This is a genomic window from Nonomuraea rubra (assembly GCF_014207985.1).
GTDB classification, from domain to species: domain Bacteria; phylum Actinomycetota; class Actinomycetes; order Streptosporangiales; family Streptosporangiaceae; genus Nonomuraea; species Nonomuraea rubra.
Genome location: NZ_JACHMI010000001.1, coordinates 3,622,263 through 3,638,661 on the forward strand (window position 1 = coordinate 3,622,263; position 16,399 = coordinate 3,638,661).

Below are 16,399 nucleotides of genomic sequence, written 5' to 3' on the forward strand. Positions count from 1 at the left end.
GCACCCCGTCATCGCCTCCCACCACGTCTCCAACCCCTGATGGTTGAAAACCGTACGAGTGATGACGGGAGGACTGCGTACGTAGGAGTACGTAATCCCGCCGGACGGCAAGCTCAGAACGACCGTTCGGCCATCATCGCGGCGAGCTCGCCGCGCGACTTCACCCCCACCTTCGGATAGATCCGGTAGAGATGGGTGGTGACCGTGCGCGGCGACAGGAACAGCCGCTCGGCGATCTCCCGGTTGCTCAGCCCGTCGGCCGCCAGCCGCGCGATCTGCTGCTCCTGCGGCGTCAGCGCGTCGATGGCGTCGATCGGCTTGCGGCGGGACTCGCCCGTGGCGCGCAGCTCGGTCCTGGCCCGTTCGGCCCACGGCGCCGCCCCGAGCGCGTCGAACGCGGCCGCCGCGGCACGCAGCAGCGGCCGCGACTCCGCCGCCTGCCGCCGCCTGCGCAGCCAGCCGCCGTACGTGAGCTGCAGCCGCGCCCGCTCGAAAGGCCAGTCACGCAGGTCCGCCGCCAGCGCCGCCTCGTACGCCGCCGCGTCGTCGGCCAGCACGGCCCCGGCGTAACGCAGGCCCGTGAGAAGGACGGGCGAGCGGCTCAGCTCCGCGACCGGGGCCAGCCCGGCCACCACGGCGCGGAGCTCGTCGAGCGCGCCGCAGTGCGCCGCCGCCTCGGCCAGATGCCCGGCTAGGGTGAACCGCACGTACGGGTGGTAGGCGACGTCGCCCGGGTCGAACGCCCGGTGCAGGTGCCAGAACGCCTCCTCGAACCGGCCCGCGGCCAGCGCGTTGACGCCGCGGACGCGCTGCGTCAGCGCCAGCATCGGATGCATGCCCGCCGAGAAGATGATCTTCTCGGCGGCGTCCGCGATCTCGTCGGCGGCCTCGGCGTTGCCGCGCAGCGCCTCCGCCTGGCCGAGCTGCAGCCGGGCCTGCAGCGCCCACGTCGTATGGCGGGTCTCCGTGGCCAGCGCCAGGGCCTCGGTGGCGGTGGCCACGGTCGCCCGGGTGTCGCCGGCGGCGGCCGCGTTGTAGGCCAGGCTCACCAGAGCCTGCGTCAGCGTGCCGACCCTGCCGTGCGTCCGCGCCTCGGTGACGCCGGGCGTCAGGAACGCGTTCGACAGCTCGTACGCCCCCAGCGCCGACGCCGCCAGGCCGAGCTGGTAGCGCTGGCCGGGGGTGAGGTCCACGTGGTACCGCAGCGCCGCCAGCCTCTCCAGGCAGGCCGCCCCGCGCTCGACCGGCGCGACCTGGGCCAGCGCGCACATCACCAGGACGTTGTCCTCGGGCGCGTCGATCAGCTCCGCGACGCGCACGAACTCCAGCCGGGTGTCGTCGTCGGGGTTGGACCAGTAGAACCGCAGGCTGATGTTGATCAGCGACTCCAGGGTGAGCTCGATGTCACCGGCGGTCCGCATGGTGTCGATGAGCTCGTTGTAGACGCGCAGTCGCGTGTTGCCGCTCCAGCCGGTGCCGAGATACACCTCGCGGAACCAGGCCAGCCTCGCCCGCTCGGCCGGTTGCAGCCGCGACTCGTCCACCAGCGCCAGCAGGCGACGGATGGACTCCACGTCGCCCTGCTCGTCGGCCATCGTGGCGGCCCACAGCAGCCGGCTGCCGCGCTTCTGCGGGTCCTCGCTGAGCTGCGCGGCCCGTTCCATGGCGGCCAGCGCGGCCGAGGCGGCCCGCAGGTGGCGGTCGCGGGTCGCCATGGCCGCCAGGTCCACGGCCAGCGCCTCGTCCGGGCCGGACGCGGCGGCGGCGCGGTGCCACACGCGCCGGTCGTCGCCGGCCACGACCGCCGCGAGGCAGGCGTGCGCCCGCCTGCGCAGCGCCGGGCTCGCCGACTGCCGCAGGGCCGAGCGCAGCAGCGGGTGCCGGAACCGCAGCCGGTACTGCTCGTCCACGCCGACCAGCCGGCTGACCACGGCCGGCTCCAGGTCGTCTGCCGTGACCGGCCGCTCCTCGAGCCGGGACGCCGCCGCGAGCACCTCGTCGAGGTCGTCGCCGTCGTCCAGCGCCGCCACGAGCAGCAGCGCGCGCGTGGCCGCGGGCAGCTCGCCGACCAGGCCGGCGAACGTACGCTCGACCCGGGTGCTCAGCGGCAGTCGCGACGGCAGCAGCGCGGCGCCGCCGGAGCGGGCGGCCAGCCCGCCGAGCTCGACCAGCCCGAGCGGGTTGCCCTCCGACACGGCGAGCACCCGCTCGCGCAGGGCGGGCGTGAGCCCGGGCGCGACCTGGTCGAGCAGGTCCCCGGCGGACGCCGGGTCGAGCGGCTCCAGCGCCAGCTCGGGCAGCGAGGCGGCGGCGAGCAGCCGGTCGACGTCCTCGCCGTCGCGGGCCGTCAGGAGGAGCGCCACGGGGTCGGACTCCAGCCGGCGGGCGACGAAGGTGAGCACCTCCCAGCTCGCCCGGTCCAGCCAGTGGGCGTCCTCCACGGCCAGCAGGACCGGCTCGTCCAGGCCGGAGAGCAGGTCGAGCACCTCGACCCCGACCCTGAACGGCGACTCGCCCTCGACCGCGCCCGGCTTCCCGCCGGCCTCCGGCAGCCGGCGGAACAGGTGCCCGATCCCGGCGTACGGCAGCTCCACCTCGGCCTGCACGCCCGTGGTGGTCAGCACCCGCATGCCGCGCCCGGCGGCCAGCGCGCAGGTCTCGCCCCACAGCGCGGACTTGCCGATCCCGGCCTCTCCCCGCACCACGAGGGCGCCACCGCGGTGCCGCGTGGCCTCGTCCAGCAGGGCGGCCAGCACCTGGAGCTGCGCCTCCCGCCCGACGAGCATCGGCCCCCCTGCGCGTGCCGCCGGGTCCCCCGCGCCTCCGGCCACGCGCTCCCCTTCCGTCTGACGCGCGAATCAATCATCAGATGCAACGAACCGTACAACACGGGCAGGTCGACCGCCGCGCCGGCGATTCGCCAGGGCGGCGGGCGATCGGGGCGGGTGCCCTGCCGCCATAAAATCAGAGGTGGATCGCCCTTTCTCCGGCGTCCACGATCGACAGGTGGAGAGCCCATGGTGAGCACGGATGCCAAGTCGCGGCTGCGGGGCCGGCGGGTCGAGTGCGAGGCGCTGGACCGGCTCGTGGCGACCGTGCAGGACGGCCGCAGCTCGGTGCTGGTCCTGCGGGGCGAGGCCGGCATCGGCAAGACGGCGCTGCTGGAGCACGCGCGTGCCGCCGCGGCCGGTTGCCGGATCGCCAGGGCGGCGGGCGTGGAGTCGGAGATGGAGCTGGCCTACGGCGGGCTGCACCAGCTCTGCGCCCCGTTCCTCGACAGGCTCGACCGGCTGCCCGAGCCGCAGCGCGACGCGCTGGGCACCGCGTTCGGCCTGAGCGCGGGCACGCCGCCGGACCGGTTCATGGTCGGTCTCGCGGTGCTCAGCCTGCTCGCCGACGTCTCCGAGCGGGAGCCGCTGATCTGCCTGATCGACGACGCGCAGTGGCTGGACCACGTCTCCGCGCAGACCCTCGCCTTCGTCGCGCGGCGCCTGCTCGCCGAGCGGGTCGGCCTGGTGCTGGCGGTACGCGAGCCGTGCCTGGAGACCGAGCTGGCAGGGCTGCCGGAGCTCGCGGTGGGGCGGCTGAGCGACGGCGACGCCCGCGCCCTGCTGGACTCCGTGATCCCCGGCCGCATGGACGACCGGGTCAGGGACCGCATCGTGGCCGAGGCGCAGGGCAACCCGCTGGCCCTGCTGGAGCTGCCGCTGGGGCTGACGCCCGCGGAGCTGGCGGGCGGGTTCGGGCTGCCCGACGCGGGGCCGCTGGCCGCCCAGATCGAGCAGAGCTTCATGCGGCGCTACCGGCCGCTGCCGCCGGAGACGCGGCAGCTGCTGCTCGTCGCGGCGGCCGAGCCGCTGGGCGACGTGACCCTGCTGATGCGGGCGGTGGAGCTGCTGGGCATCGAGAGTGGCGCCGCGGGGCCGGCCGAGGCGGCGGGGCTGGTGACACTGGGGACCCGGGTGCGGTTCCGCCATCCGCTCGTGCGTTCCATGACGTACCGGGCGGCGAGCCTGGAGGACCGGCAGCGCGCGCACCGCGTGCTGGCCGAGGCGACCGACCCGGGGGTGGATCCCGACCGCCGGGCCTGGCACCTGGCCAACGCGACGGCCTGCGCCGACGAGGAGGTCGCGGCCGAGCTGGAGCGCTCGGCCGAGCGGGCGCGGGCGCGCGGCGGCGTGGCGGCGGCGGCCGCGTTCCTGCAACGGGCGGCCGAGCTGACGCCCGACCCCGTACAGCGCGGGGTCAGAGGGCTGGCGGCGGCGCGGGCCAAGTACCGCGCCGGCGGGTACGACGCCGCACGCGGGCTCCTCGACGCGGCGGAGCTCAGCCCCATGGACGAACGCGACCACGCCCAGGCCGACCTGCTGCGCGGCCAGATCACCTTCGCCTCCACCAGCGCGGGCGCCGCCCTGCCGCTGCTGCTCAAGGCCGCCAGGCGGCTGGAGCCGCTGGACGCCGGGCTGGCCCGCGAGACCTACCGCGACGCGCTGAACGCGGCCATGGCCGCCGGCCGCCTGCCGAGCGGCGCCAAGGCGTCGGACATCGCCGGGGCGACGCTCGCCGCGCCGCCCGGCCCGCCGCCCAGGCGCAACGACCTGCTGCTGAACGGCGTGGCCCTGGCGGTGACCGAGGGGTACGCGGCGGGCGTGCCGCTGGTGCGCCAGGCCCTCGACGACTTCCGCGCCGACGGCGTGTCCAGGGAGGAGGGCCTCGGCTGGCTGCCGTTCGCGTGCCGAATGGCCCACAACGTCTGGGACTTCGAGACCTGGTCGGTGCTCTCGGTGAGGCTCGCCGACCTGGCCCGCGAGACGGGCGCGCTGTCCGTGCTGCCGTCGGCCCTGCACATGCTGGTGGCGAACCGGGTCCTGGCCGGCGAGCTGGACTTCGCCCGCGTGCTGGCCGACGAGGCGGCGACGATCGGCGAGGTGACGGGCAGCCGCTCGCTGGCCCAGTACTCGGCCCTGGTGCTGGAGGCGTGGCGCGGCCGGGAGGCCGAGACGCGCCAGGCGCGCGAGGCGGTCCTGCGCGACCCGGCCATCCAGGGGGAGGGCAAGGTGGACACCGCCACCCAGTGGGCCACCGCGGTGCTCTGCAACGGGCTCGGCCGCTACGAGGACGCGTACGCCGCGGCCGAGCGCTCCGCCGCCCACCCCCAGGAGCTCGGCGGCACGTACATGAGGTCGTTGATCGAGCTGGTGGAGTCCGCCGCGCGGAGCGGCAGGCGGGCCAGGGCGGCCGAGGCGGCCCAGCGGATCGACGAGATGGCGCGGGCCGCCGGCACCGACTGGGCACGCGGCACCTCGGCGCTGACGCGCGCCCAGGTGAGCGGCGGGGCGGAGGCCGAGGCCCTGTACCGGGAGGCGATCGAGCGGCTCGGCCGCACCGAGGTGCGCACCTCGCTGGCCCGGGCCCGGCTGCTCTACGGCGAGTGGCTGCGCAGGGAGAACCGCCGCGTCGACGCCCGCGAGCACCTGGGCTTCGCCTACGAGGCCCTCAGCCAGATGGGGGCGGAGGCGTTCGCGGAGCGCGCCAGGCGCGAGCTGCAGGCCACCGGCGAGACGGTACGCAAGCGCACCGTGGACGAGCCCGCCACGCTCACCGCACAGGAGGCGCACATCGCCCGCCTGGCAGGCGACGGCCTGACCAACCCCGAGATCGGCGCCCAGCTCTTCATCAGCCCGCACACCGTCGAGTGGCACCTGCGCAAGGTCTTCACCAAGCTCGGCATCGTCTCCCGCAAGCAGATCAGCGCCAAGCTGGCGCAGTCGGCTCAGCCCCTGTCGTACTCGCGCTCGGCGTAGCGGCCGGGCGTGCAGCCGTACTCCCTGGTGAAGGCCGTGATGAACGCCGACGGGCTGGAGTAGCCGACCCGGTGCGCCACCTCGGCCACCGGGCGGGTCTCCAGCAGCACCCGCGACGTGCTGAGGCGCAGCTTGGCGCGCACCTTCGAGTACGGCATGCCGAACTCCCGCTCGAAATACTCGCCGAGCCCGGGGTCCTGGGCGTGACCGCCGGCGCCGGCTTCGCGATCAACCTCGGCGGCGTGCTGGGGCTGGCGAGCGGCCAGGCGGCGCAGCTCGTGCTGGCCTCGCCCGGGGCCGCGCTGGCGGCCGTCCTGGTCTACGCGCTCGGCTCGGCCGCGCCGCTGCGCCTGGTGCTGACCGGCGTCGCGCTCAGCTCCGTGCTCGGCGGCGGCCCCGCCTACCTGGCGACCGGCTCCATCGCGGGCGGCCTGCTGGCGGCGGCGGCCGTCTACGCCCTGTCGCTCGGCTCGGGGCTGGGCGGCCTGCGCCTGGTCGTCGTCGGCATCGCCGTGAACGCCATGCTGACGGCGCTCAACTCGTGGATCGTGCTGCGCGCCGACATGGAGGCGGCCCTGGCCGCCACCGGCTGGAGCGCGGGCTCGCTGAACGGGCTGGACTGGCACGAGGTGCTGCTGCCGTTCGCGGTCATCGCCGCCCTCACCCTGCTGCTGGCCGCGCTCGCGCCCGCCATGCACCAGACGGCGCTCGGCGACGACCAGGCGCTGGCGTCGGGCGTGCGGCTGAGCCGGCTGCGGCTGCTGCTGCTGGCCGCCGACCTGGCCGCGCAGCTCCTGCTGGCTCCGGTCGCCCTGCCCGTGGGTGTGGTGACGACGGTGATCGGCGGCTGCTACCTCGCCGCCCTGCTCGCCAGAAGGGGCAACCGCCACGGCGGATAGGGCGGACTCCTCCTGCGCGAGCTGGGCCTGACGGCCACCACGATCGACGCCGGCCACGATCGACGCCGGCAAGGGGTGCAGGCCGTCCTACGGTGCGTACAGGGCCGTCGCCCTGCGGCGTGGACAGGGCTGCCGCCGTGCTACGGCGTGGACAGGGCCGCCGCCCTTTCGAGGGCGGCGCGCGCGTTCATGACGGGGTCGCCGTGCCCCACGCAGGCGACCTCCGCATCGAGGCCCGCGAGCCGGCGGAACGAGCGGAGCATCTCGTCGCGGTCCATGTTGAACACTCCCGGCATGACCTGCCCGTTGACGTGCGCCACCGTGTCACCGGTGAACAACACCCCGGCCCGGGGCAGGTGCACGGCGATGCTGCCGGCGGTGTGCCCGGGAGTGGCGATCACGCGGGCGCCGCCGCCGAAGGCGATCAGGTCGCCGTCCTCCAGCTCCCGGTCCACCCGGCACGGCGGGGCGGGAGGCAGCAGGTGGGCGCCGAGGCTGCGGTGCAGTGCCCGCTCCTCGTCGGTGAAGTTCGGAGGCGGCGCCGGCACCTCGCCCCTGATCACCGGCGCCTCCGCCCTGTGGGCCAGCACCTCCACCTCGCCCCACGCCGCGACCGCCGCCGCGCCACCGCAGTGGTCCTCGTGGTAGTGGGTGAGCACGACCCGGCGTACGTCGTCCGTACGCAGGCCGAGCCGTCCGATCGCCTCGGCGATCTCGTCACCGCTGGTGGCGATGCCCGTGTCGACCAGCGTGAGCGCGCCCGCGTCGTTCCACAGGTACGCCTGCCCGAACGCGAGCCGCAGCAGGTGCAGCTCCTGACGGATCTCCACGATCTCCACTGTTCCGCCTTCCTCCGTCGCGACGCCGTTCCTTCACCGCGACGGACTTCCTTCGTCGCGACGACCAGGTAACCCGGTCGGAGCCGTCCGCGTCCAACAGCGATCCGCGCCGGATTGACAACCGGTCGTTGTCAGTCCATCCTCCTGGCGTGGATGCGGACATATCGGGCATGCGCGCCTTCGTGGTGACCGCGGAGGAGCTGCACTTCGGCAGGGCCGGTGCGCGGCTGTTCGTCACCCAGCAGGCGCTGTCGAAGCGCATCCGCAGGCTGGAGGAGGCGCTGGGTGCCGCGCTGTTCGAGCGGACCACCCGGTCCATCCGGCTGACGGCCGCGGGCCGGCGCCTCCTGCCCGCGGCGGCCGAGGCGGTGGCGGCCTTCGACCGGGCCGTCGAGGCGGTCCGCGCGGCCGACGACCCGGTCCGGGTGGACGTCTACGACGAACGGTTCACGCCGCTGCGCCTGGTGCGCGAGGCCAGCGAACGCGACCCCCGGCTGCGGGTGGAGCTCAGCATGCGGCAGGGGCTGGCGGTCGCGCTGCCCGCGCTGCGCAGGCAGGAGATCGACGCGGCCTTCGGGCGGGTGCACGACCTGCCGGGGCCGTGGCCGCGGGAGCTGGCGTACCGGCTCGTCCACCTGGAGCCGCTGGCCGCGTTCGTACCGGAGGACCACGCGCTCGCCGGGCGGAGCGAGCTGCGCCCGGCGGATCTGCGGGCGGGAGGCATCGCCATGCCGGACCCTGCGGGCGCCGAGGAGTGGCGCGGCTACCTGGAACGCCTCGCCGCCAGGCTCGGCGTGCCGCTGTGCTTCAACGCGCCCGCGATCGGCGTGCGGCACCTGGTGGAGCAGTTCCTGGGCGAGAGGCACGCCGTGGGACTGGGCGAGATCAGCATCGACGCCGAAGGGAGCGGGCTGCGCCGGATACCGATCGTCGAGCCGGTGCCTCTGCTGCCGTGGTCGGTGGTCTGGCACCGGCGCAACCCGCGCCCGCTCCTGCGCTCACTGCTCGCCCAGCTGCGGCCCGCGCGCCTGCCCGATCCGGCCGGTTCGCGCTACTGGGTCCCCGAGATCGACCACATCGCGCGGGCGTGATCGGGCCGCGGCATGGGAAGCGCACGGCGTCCGCGATGACGTGGCCGTCAGCGGTGCCGCCGACGCCGTGCCCGCCCGTGCCCCGGCCTGGTCACGTACGGACGAGGTGGTCGTGGAGGCGGCGCGCCGCGCGGACGAGGCCGCTCGACCCGTTGCGTGCGGCGATCGCGCCGACCTCGGGGATCGCGCCACGCGCGCCCGCCCACCGGGAGGCGTCGGCGGCGAACTCCAGGGCGCGCGTGTGCCCGCTGTGGGCACGTTCGTCCGCAGCCGGCAGGAACACGGGCAGCAAGCCACGCATGATCTCCCACACCTCGCGGTGCGCACCCCTGCGCGCCACGTCTTCCAGCGCCGAGCTCACCTGGCTCATGCCGATCCCGACGGTACGCATGCACGGGCCGAGCTGCCGGCCGCACAGCTCGGCGTTCAGGTACCCGGTGGCGGCCGCACACAGCAGCAGCTCCCGGCAGTGCTCGGCGTGCCAGTTGCGCTCCGCCAGCAACATGCCCAGGACCAGCGCCGTCCCCTCACCCACGGGCCCGTCCTCGTGGCACAGCGGCGTCACGAACCCGTGCAGGTGTCCCGGGCTCTGCCAGTAGCCGAACACCTGCGGGAGGAGCTGCATGGCCACCACCTCCCGATCGGAGGGCAGCGCCATCCGCCACAGGTTCGAGTTGCAGCCGGGGGCGGCGCCCAGGACCGAGGGGGGCGGCGGGTCGGACATCAGCGCGTCCACCAGCGGCATCCCCGTCGGCTCCAGCCGGACCCGGCCGCGCGGGAACGCCGCCGCCCTACCGGATCGGCCGCCCGGAAACGCCGCCACGCCGGCGGGGCGGCCGCCTGGAGATGCCGCCGGGCTGCCGGGGCGGGCGCCGGTCTGGGGCTACTCCACGCGCGTCTCGGGCTCGGGCCGACGCCTCAGCCAGCGCTCCAGCGCGGCGCCGGCCTCGCTGGTACGGGCCAGCCGGCCGGCACGGGCCGTCACTTCGGGGTCCACCTCGCGGGGCAGCCGCAGCAGCGCCTGCTCCAGGTCGGCGGGCAGGTGGCGGACGCCCGCGCGCTCGTACCCCTCGATCCTGGCGACCAGCTCGGCGGGATCGACGTGGCCGGAGGTGAAGGTGGGCGTGGCCAGGAGGTACGGCGGCAGCGTCCCTCGCTTGAGCGCGCTCAGGATCTCGGCGCAGCGCAGGAGCATGGCCCAGTGCGGCGGCGCGACCCGCCCCTGCTCGGGCAGCCGCCACCCGGGCAACTGCTGCTCGGGCAGCCATTCACGCGACGCGCTCTCCCGCGCGCCGGGCTCGGCGGCCTCGCGTAGGAGGGCCTCGGTCCACTGGATGGGGCTCGCCCACTTGTCCTGAGCCGCCAGGTTCGTCGTACGGATCGGGCGCGTCGCGAGGTCCGGCGCGCGCGGGAGGCCGCCTGACGCCGGTCGCGTGCCGCGGCTCGGCACGGGGACGAGTCCGTGTACCTGGGGCAGCCGCTCGCTGCCGCGGTTCGCCCAGCTCAGAGGGCAGGTCTACGAGCTGGTCCAGCAGGTCAGGAGCGGCCATCGCCCGGCGTCCCCCGCGTCGAGCGGCGCCGCTCACCGACCGGTGGCCCCGGAGGTGAGGCCCGCGAGGAGCCGCAGCGCGGCCTCCGACGGCGAGCCCGGCTCGGCGTTGAACACGGCCACGCGCTGCCCCTCGTCGTTCGGCAGGGTCATGAACTCGGTGAGGAGCTCCATCGTCCCCACCACCGGGTGGTGGTAGACGCGGGGATCGCTGCCGCAGTCGCCGACGGTGTGCGCCGCCCACAGCTTCGCGAACTCCGGGCAGCGCAGCGTCAGCTCGCCCACCAGCGCGGTCAGGGCGGGCGCGCCGGGATGGCGGTCCGCGATGAGCCGCAGGTCCGCGACCGTGGAGCGGGCCTTGCGCGGCCAGTCGCCGTACAGCTCGCGCAGGTGCGGGTCGAGAAACAACATCCGGGCGACGTTGGGCCGGTCGGCGGGCCGGTCCGGCGCGCCGTGATCGAGGTGCCCGGCCAGCAGCGCGTGCCCCATCGGGTTCCAGGCCAGGATGTCCAGGAAGCAGCCCATGACCAGCGCGGGCACGTCCCCGAACGAGTCGATCATGAGCCGGACGCCGGGGCGTACCCGCTCGGGCCTGGCCACCCGGCGGCGGGTCCGCGCCGCCTTCGGCCGGGCCAGCGCGTACAGGTGGACCCGCTCGGCCTCGTCCAGGCGCAGGACGCGGGCGACGGCGTCGAGCACCGCGTCGGAGGCGTTCGGGCTCTGACCCTGCTCCAGGCGGGTGTAGTAGCCGGCGCTCACGCCGGCGAGCTGGGCCAGCTCCTCCCGCCGCAGCCCGGGCACCCGGCGCCGGCCGCCGTACGCGGGCAGCCCGGCGTCCTCGGGCCGCAGCCGCGCCCGCCTCGACCGCAGGAACTCGCCCAGCTCGCCGTGTGCGTCCATACGGGCCAGTATCGCCCGTCCGCCGCCGCCCAGCCTGCACCTGTCAGGGGTGGTCACCGCGGATGGCTGGCAAAGGCCCGCCGCCCGGCCGCAGCCTGTCCTGCGAGCCCTTCGACACGGAACGGAAGACGAGAAGTGAAGATCATCGTGATCGGCGCGACAGGAACCATCGGCGGAGCGGTGACGCGGGCGCTGGGGCCCCGCCACGACGTGGTACGCGCCTCCCGCCGCGGCCCGGCGACCGTGGACCTGGACGACGCCGCCTCCATCGACGCCCTCTTCGCCCGGACGGGGCCGGTGGACGCCGTGGTGTGCTGCGCGGCGAGCGGCGCCCTGAGCCCGCTGGGCACCCCCGCGGGCGAGGACTACTGGCGCGGGCTCCAGGCCAAGCTCATCGGCCAGGTGAACGTGGTCCGCAGCGCGCTCGCCCACGTCCGCGACGGCGGCTCCGTCACCATCACCAGCGGGCGCTTCGCCGCGCCGGTCCCGGGCAGCTCGCTCGGCCACCTGGTCAACGCGGGCCTGGAGGCGTTCGTACGGGCCGCCGCGATCGAGATGCCCCGCGACCTGCGCCTGAACGCGGTCAGCCCCGGCTGGGTCAGGGAGACCCTCCTCACCCTCGGCCTGGACCCCGCCGGCGGCACCCCCGCGGCCGACGTGGCCCGCGTCTACGTGGAGGCCGTGGAGGGCCACGCGCACGGCGGCACCCTCCCCGCCTGAGCTACTCGAACAGGTGGCGGTGGGCCAGGCTCCAGGCCAGCCTCCCGCCGAGGTCGTCGAGGTGCCCCTCGGCGACCCAGCGGGCCTGCGGCTGCCGCCCGGCGGCCGCCAGCTCGCGCACCCGCTCGATGCCGTCCCGCTGCACCCCGATGACCGCGTCCACCAGGCCCTCGGCCGACGGCAGGCCGTAGGCTCCGGCGAACAGCTCCAGGCGGCGACGCCGGTCGGGAGGCGCGGGGTAGCGCAGCCAGCGCAGGCATTCGGCGTCGTCGCGGAACGGCGCCACGTACTCCAGCGCGTACGCGACGTCGTGCAGCCGGGGCCTGGGCAGGGCGTAGTCCCAGTCGAGGATCCCGGCGGGGCGGTCACCGCGCCAGACGACGTTCCACGGGCCGAAGTCGCCGTGGCAGATCACCTCGCCGTCGCGCGGCTCCGCCTCGCCGGTGAACCAGCTCAGCCCCGGAGGCGGCCGGAAGCCGGCGACCGCGTCGTGATAGCCGCGCAGCAGGCGGGCGAAGGACACCAGGCCGGCGTCGCCCACCACCTTGGCCCACCCCCGCGGGCCGGACTCGCCCTCCAGGTAGGTCAGGACCTCCCGGCCCTGCTCGTCGAGGCCCAGGACGCGCGGCGAGTACGGGTAGCTCGCCTCCTCCAGGTGCCGCAGCAGCGCGTGGACGGCGGGTGTCCACGGATGGACGGGCCTGCGGACGGTGTCGCCGACGCGTACCACCCTGCGGTGCTCGTCATCCTGGAGGATCTCCTCACGGCTCACGTGGCGGACTCTAGCCGCCGATGCGGCGCCGCACGTACGCCGAGAGCTGGTCGACGGCGACCACGAGCACCATGACGATGGCCAGGTGCGTGACCATCTCGTCGAACCGGAACAGCTTGATCGACTGGTTGACCAGGAAGCCGATGCCGCCCGCGCCGACGAGGCCGAGCACCAGGGACGAGCGCACGTTCACGTCGAAGCGGTAGAGCAGCAGCCCGACGAACTGCGGCACCACCGCGGGCAGCACGGCGTGCGCGGCGGCCTGGACGCCCGACGCGCCGCCGACGCGCAGCGCGTCACGCGGGCCGAGGTCGGTCTCCTCCATCGCCTCGGCCCACAGCTTGCCCATCACCCCCGTGTTGTGGAAGATCAGCGCCAGCACGCCGGCGAACGGGCCGAGGCCCACGGCGGTGACGAAGACCAGCGCGAAGACCACGTCGGGCACGGCGCGCAGGAACGACAGCAGCGAGCGGGCCGCCTGGTAGGCCCAGCGGTTCGGCGCCGTCGTCCGCGCCGCCAGCAGCGCGAGCACGAGCGCGAACGGCACCGAGAACGTGGTGCCCAGCAGGCCGATGCCCAGCGTGACCAGCGCCGCCTGGAGGCCCGGCAGCAGCACCCCGTCCCACGACAGGTCCGGCGGCAGGGCCTGGCCGACGAAGTCCGCCATGCCGCGCCAGCCCTGCACCAGGGCGGCGGGGGAGAACTCGGTGCCGTTCCAGGCCAGCACGTGGGCGATCACGATGGCCACGGTGATGGCGGCGGTGGCCGTGGTGACGGGGCGCCGGCGGGGCGGGGTGAGGCGGGAGTCCGGAGGGATCGTGCCCGCGGTGGTGCTCATCGGGGCTCCTGGTCGGCGTGGTCGTGATCGCGGTCGGGGGCGTACAGGGTGGCGGGGGCGTGGGCGTCGCGGTCCGGGGCGTACAGGGTGGCGAGGTCGGCGGCCGTGAGGGTGGCGGCCGGGGTGTCGAGCGTGGCGCGGCCGTGCAGTAGGCCGGTCACGCGGTCGGCGTGCCGCCTGGCCAGGTCGGGCTGGTGGAGGACGGCGGCGACGGCCAGGCCCTGGTCGTGGGCGAGGCCGGCGAGGAGGGCGACCACCTGCTCGGCCGCGGCCGGGTCGAGGGCGGAGACCGGCTCGTCGGCCAGGATGATCTCCGCCCGCTGGCACAGCGCGCGGGCGATGGCGACCCGCTGGCGCTGCCCGCCCGACAGCCGACCGGCCGGCTCGGCGGCCCGGTCCGCCATCCCGACCCGGTCCAGGCAGACCATGGCCTCCTCGCGCAGCTCGCGGGGGAACAGGACCGGGGCGAGCGAGCGGCGCAGCGGCAGCCGTCCCAGGGCTCCGGCGCAGACGTTGTCCAGCGCGGTGCGGCGGTGGACGAGGTGGATCTGCTGGAAGATCATCGCCATGCGGCGGCGCAGCGGCGCCGTGTCGGCGGGCCGGCCGTGGACCAGGATCTCGCCCGCGTCGGGGCTCTCCAGGCCGACGACGCAGCGCAGCGCGGTGGACTTGCCGCTGCCGTTCGCGCCGAGCAGGGCGAGGAACTCGCCGGGCGCCAGGCTCAGGTCGAGACCGTCCAGGACGGTCCTGCCGGAGAACGACTTGCGCAGCCCGCGCACGGCCAGCGCGGGCGTCGCGGTGCCGGCCGAGGGAATGCCCGCCACGCGGGGCGAGGCCATCGTCATACGTCCTTCTCGGTCAGGCCGAGCGCGGTGGCCAGGTCGAACAGCGGCTTGTAGGTGTCCTTGGTGACGGCCACGAGCGGCCCGGGCGGGTTCACGTCGAGGAACGCGCCGACCTTGGCGACGTCGGACGGCCCCAGCTTCAGCAGCGCCGAGGCGATCGCGTCGCGCAGGGCCGGGTCGAGCTTGCCGTGCACGGTGATCGGGTCGTTCGGGATGGCGTCGGAGGTCCACACCTGGCGGTACTCGGCAGCGTCGAAGCTGCCCTCGGCCTTGGCGGTGGCGAGCTGCTGGCTGTTGATCTCGGCGGCGTCCACCTTGCCGTTGGCCAGGGCGAGCAGTGCCTCGGGGTGACCGCCCGCGTAGTCGATCTTCACGTCGGACTCGGCCAGGCCCTGCGTCTTGAGCGCGTAGCGGGGCAGGGCGTCGCCCGACGTCGAGCCGGGGCTGGACAGGGCCAGCGACTTGCCCTTCAGATCCTTGATGGAGGTGATCGGCGAGTTCGCGGGCACCCAGATGCCGGCGGTGTAGGTGGTCAGGGCGCCCTTGGCGTCGGCGAAGGAGGCGACGGGCCGGGCGTCGGCCTTGGTGCTGGCGAAGACGTAGCCGAGCGGGCCGAACTGGGCCATTTCCAGCTGGCCGTTGCGCATCGCCAGCACCTCGGCCGAGTAGTCCTCGACGATCTTCAGCTCGACCGGGCAGTTCAGGCTCTTCTGCAGCGCGGCGGCCAGGGTCTCGTAGGCCGGCTTGAGCTTGGCCGGGTCCTCGTACGGCTCGACGCCGAAGCGGATCTTCCCGTTCGGGCAGGTGGCGGAGCCGGTCGCGGCGGGTTCGCCGCCGCCGCAGCCGGTCAGCAGCAGGGCCGGGAGCACGGCCAGGGCGGCCAGGGCAGGTCGTGCACGCATGGGTCTTCTCCTCGGAAAAGGGGTTTCGCAGGGGTGGTCAGGCCAGCAGGTCGTCGAGGACCTCGGGGGCCAGGCCCAGGGCGGTGGTCATGCCGATGCCGGAGGTGACCGACACGACGCGCACGCCGGGCATCGGGGTGGCGATCAGGAACGGGTCGGGCGCCGAGGCGTAGACGCCGCGCCACCGCTCGCGCACCGCCAGCCGCTCGGCGCCGAGCAGGCGGGCGGTCTCGGCCAGGATGTGCCGGTCGAGCTCGTCGGCGCCGAACGGCTCGGGCGTGACGGCGTAGGCGTGGGTGTCGCCGATGGTGAGGTCGCCGCCGGGGCGCTGGGTGAACATGAGGTTCAGCCCGATGCCGGTCAGCTCCGGGTGCTCGCTCTCCAGCCGGGCGCGCAGGGCGGGCCTGGTCGGGCAGGCCGCGAAGCCGCCGTAGCGCAGGAGCGAGAAGCCGGACAGCACGGCAGGCTCGACGCGGCGGCCGTGCGGGTCGGCCACGCGCAGCATGCGCAGCACGCAGCGGCGCAGCCCGGCGCGCTCGGCCAGGCCGGGGAAGTGCCGGTCCACGTCGTGCCCGACGGCCATGACCACGTGCCCGGCCCTGATCCGGCCCCGGCTGGTGGTCACCAGTCCGGGCTCGACCAGATGCGCCGAGGTGGCCCAGTGGAAGCGCACGCCCTGGCCGGCCAGCCAGGCGGCGATGGCGTGCACGGCCTGGCGCGGATCCACCCGTACGTCCATCGGCAGCCAGGCGCCGCCGACCACGCCGGGGCCCACCGGCACCCGTTCGGCCACCTGGCGGGCGTCGAGCAGCACGGCCTGGCCGTCGCGGGCGGCGGCGAACTCGCGCAGCACCGCGTACTCGTCGCCGGCGCGGGCGACCACCACGGTCCCGCTCTCGTCGAGCCGGAACCCGGCCTCCCCGGCCAGGCGCAGCCAGGCGGTCCTGGCGGCCATCGCGTACCGCAGGGCCCGGCCGTCCTGGGCGGTGAAGCAGCCGTGCCCGAAGTTGCGTACGGAGGCGCCGACGGCGCGCTCGTCCCGCTCGACGACCACGACGGACAGCCCGCGGGCCACGGCGTCCGCGGCGTGGGCCAGCCCCACGATGCCCGCGCCGACGACCACGAGATCGGCCGCGTCGAGCGACGTGTCCCATGGCAGGTGACTTGTCATGATAAGTACGCTGCCGCCCGCAGCGCGGTGACGTCAATCCCGGATCGGACATGTCATCTTGCGTTTGCC

Annotated in this window: 15 protein-coding genes; 4 read left to right on the forward strand and 11 right to left on the reverse strand. The window is 75.2% G+C overall.

Annotated features, from left to right (window positions below; genetic code table 11):
* Nucleotides 1-113 precede the first annotated feature (113 nt).
* Nucleotides 114-2,786 (reverse strand): ATP-binding protein, encoded by a 2,673-nt coding sequence (locus HD593_RS16520; RefSeq protein WP_185103002.1) that lies wholly within the window; start codon nucleotides 2,784-2,786, stop codon nucleotides 114-116.
* A gap of 231 nt (nucleotides 2,787-3,017) precedes the next feature.
* On the opposite strand from HD593_RS16520, the gene HD593_RS16525 reads away from it, so the two are divergent.
* Complete coding sequence (locus tag HD593_RS16525) at nucleotides 3,018-5,804, forward strand: helix-turn-helix transcriptional regulator (RefSeq protein ID WP_185103003.1); 2,787 nt, start codon at nucleotides 3,018-3,020, stop codon at nucleotides 5,802-5,804.
* Here HD593_RS16525 and HD593_RS16530 read toward each other — a convergent pair.
* Nucleotides 5,774-5,962: a helix-turn-helix domain-containing protein gene (locus HD593_RS16530; RefSeq protein WP_185112767.1), complete on the reverse strand. Its 189-nt coding sequence runs from the start codon at nucleotides 5,960-5,962 to the stop codon at nucleotides 5,774-5,776. The two genes, HD593_RS16525 and HD593_RS16530, sit on opposite strands and share 31 nt — an antisense overlap.
* On the opposite strand from HD593_RS16530, the gene HD593_RS16535 reads away from it, so the two are divergent.
* Nucleotides 5,876-6,703 (forward strand): iron chelate uptake ABC transporter family permease subunit, encoded by an 828-nt coding sequence (locus HD593_RS16535; RefSeq protein ID WP_185103004.1) that lies wholly within the window; start codon nucleotides 5,876-5,878, stop codon nucleotides 6,701-6,703. The genes HD593_RS16530 and HD593_RS16535 overlap by 87 nt on opposite strands.
* A 140-nt stretch (nucleotides 6,704-6,843) precedes the next feature.
* On the opposite strand, the gene HD593_RS16540 is transcribed toward HD593_RS16535, so the two are convergent.
* Nucleotides 6,844-7,533: an MBL fold metallo-hydrolase gene (locus tag HD593_RS16540; RefSeq protein WP_312903500.1), complete on the reverse strand. Its 690-nt coding sequence runs from the start codon at nucleotides 7,531-7,533 to the stop codon at nucleotides 6,844-6,846.
* A gap of 158 nt (nucleotides 7,534-7,691) precedes the next feature.
* On the opposite strand from HD593_RS16540, the gene HD593_RS16545 reads away from it, so the two are divergent.
* Complete coding sequence (locus tag HD593_RS16545) at nucleotides 7,692-8,633, forward strand: LysR family transcriptional regulator (protein ID WP_185103006.1); 942 nt, start codon at nucleotides 7,692-7,694, stop codon at nucleotides 8,631-8,633.
* A 91-nt stretch (nucleotides 8,634-8,724) separates the two neighbouring features.
* On the opposite strand, the gene HD593_RS16550 is transcribed toward HD593_RS16545, so the two are convergent.
* From HD593_RS16550 to HD593_RS16560, 3 genes are all read right to left on the reverse strand, one after another.
* The gene (locus tag HD593_RS16550; RefSeq protein ID WP_185103007.1) at nucleotides 8,725-9,456 is read right to left on the reverse strand and encodes a hypothetical protein; all 732 of its coding nucleotides are present in this window, start codon (nucleotides 9,454-9,456) and stop codon (nucleotides 8,725-8,727) included.
* 60 nt (nucleotides 9,457-9,516) lie between these two features.
* Complete coding sequence (locus HD593_RS64360) at nucleotides 9,517-10,083, reverse strand: DUF7824 domain-containing protein (protein WP_185103008.1); 567 nt, start codon at nucleotides 10,081-10,083, stop codon at nucleotides 9,517-9,519.
* Nucleotides 10,084-10,215: 132 nt separating this feature from the next.
* On the reverse strand, nucleotides 10,216-11,082 hold the full coding sequence (locus HD593_RS16560; RefSeq protein ID WP_185103009.1) for a helix-turn-helix transcriptional regulator: 867 nt from the start codon (nucleotides 11,080-11,082) through the stop codon (nucleotides 10,216-10,218).
* Between the two features lie 135 nt (nucleotides 11,083-11,217).
* On the opposite strand from HD593_RS16560, the gene HD593_RS16565 reads away from it, so the two are divergent.
* Nucleotides 11,218-11,802 (forward strand): short chain dehydrogenase, encoded by a 585-nt coding sequence (locus HD593_RS16565; protein WP_185103010.1) that lies wholly within the window; start codon nucleotides 11,218-11,220, stop codon nucleotides 11,800-11,802.
* A gap of 1 nt (nucleotide 11,803) precedes the next feature.
* Here the strand turns inward: HD593_RS16565 and HD593_RS64365 are convergent, their stop codons facing one another.
* From HD593_RS64365 to HD593_RS16590, 5 genes are read right to left on the reverse strand one after another with little or no spacing between them, the layout of a single operon-like run.
* Complete coding sequence (locus HD593_RS64365; RefSeq protein ID WP_221524789.1) at nucleotides 11,804-12,574, reverse strand: aminoglycoside phosphotransferase family protein; 771 nt, start codon at nucleotides 12,572-12,574, stop codon at nucleotides 11,804-11,806.
* A gap of 10 nt (nucleotides 12,575-12,584) precedes the next feature.
* The gene (phnE, locus tag HD593_RS16575; protein ID WP_185103011.1) at nucleotides 12,585-13,412 is read right to left on the reverse strand and encodes a phosphonate ABC transporter, permease protein PhnE; all 828 of its coding nucleotides are present in this window, start codon (nucleotides 13,410-13,412) and stop codon (nucleotides 12,585-12,587) included.
* Complete coding sequence (locus HD593_RS63425) at nucleotides 13,409-14,251, reverse strand: phosphonate ABC transporter ATP-binding protein (RefSeq protein ID WP_185103012.1); 843 nt, start codon at nucleotides 14,249-14,251, stop codon at nucleotides 13,409-13,411. The genes phnE and HD593_RS63425 overlap by 4 nt, the downstream gene beginning before the upstream one ends.
* A 2-nt stretch (nucleotides 14,252-14,253) precedes the next feature.
* Nucleotides 14,254-15,159 (reverse strand): phosphate/phosphite/phosphonate ABC transporter substrate-binding protein, encoded by a 906-nt coding sequence (locus HD593_RS16585; RefSeq protein WP_185103013.1) that lies wholly within the window; start codon nucleotides 15,157-15,159, stop codon nucleotides 14,254-14,256.
* Between the two features lie 37 nt (nucleotides 15,160-15,196).
* Entirely contained in the window at nucleotides 15,197-16,330 is a 1,134-nt protein-coding gene (locus HD593_RS16590; protein WP_185103014.1) for a TIGR03364 family FAD-dependent oxidoreductase, read from the reverse strand.
* Nucleotides 16,331-16,399: the final 69 nt, after the last annotated feature.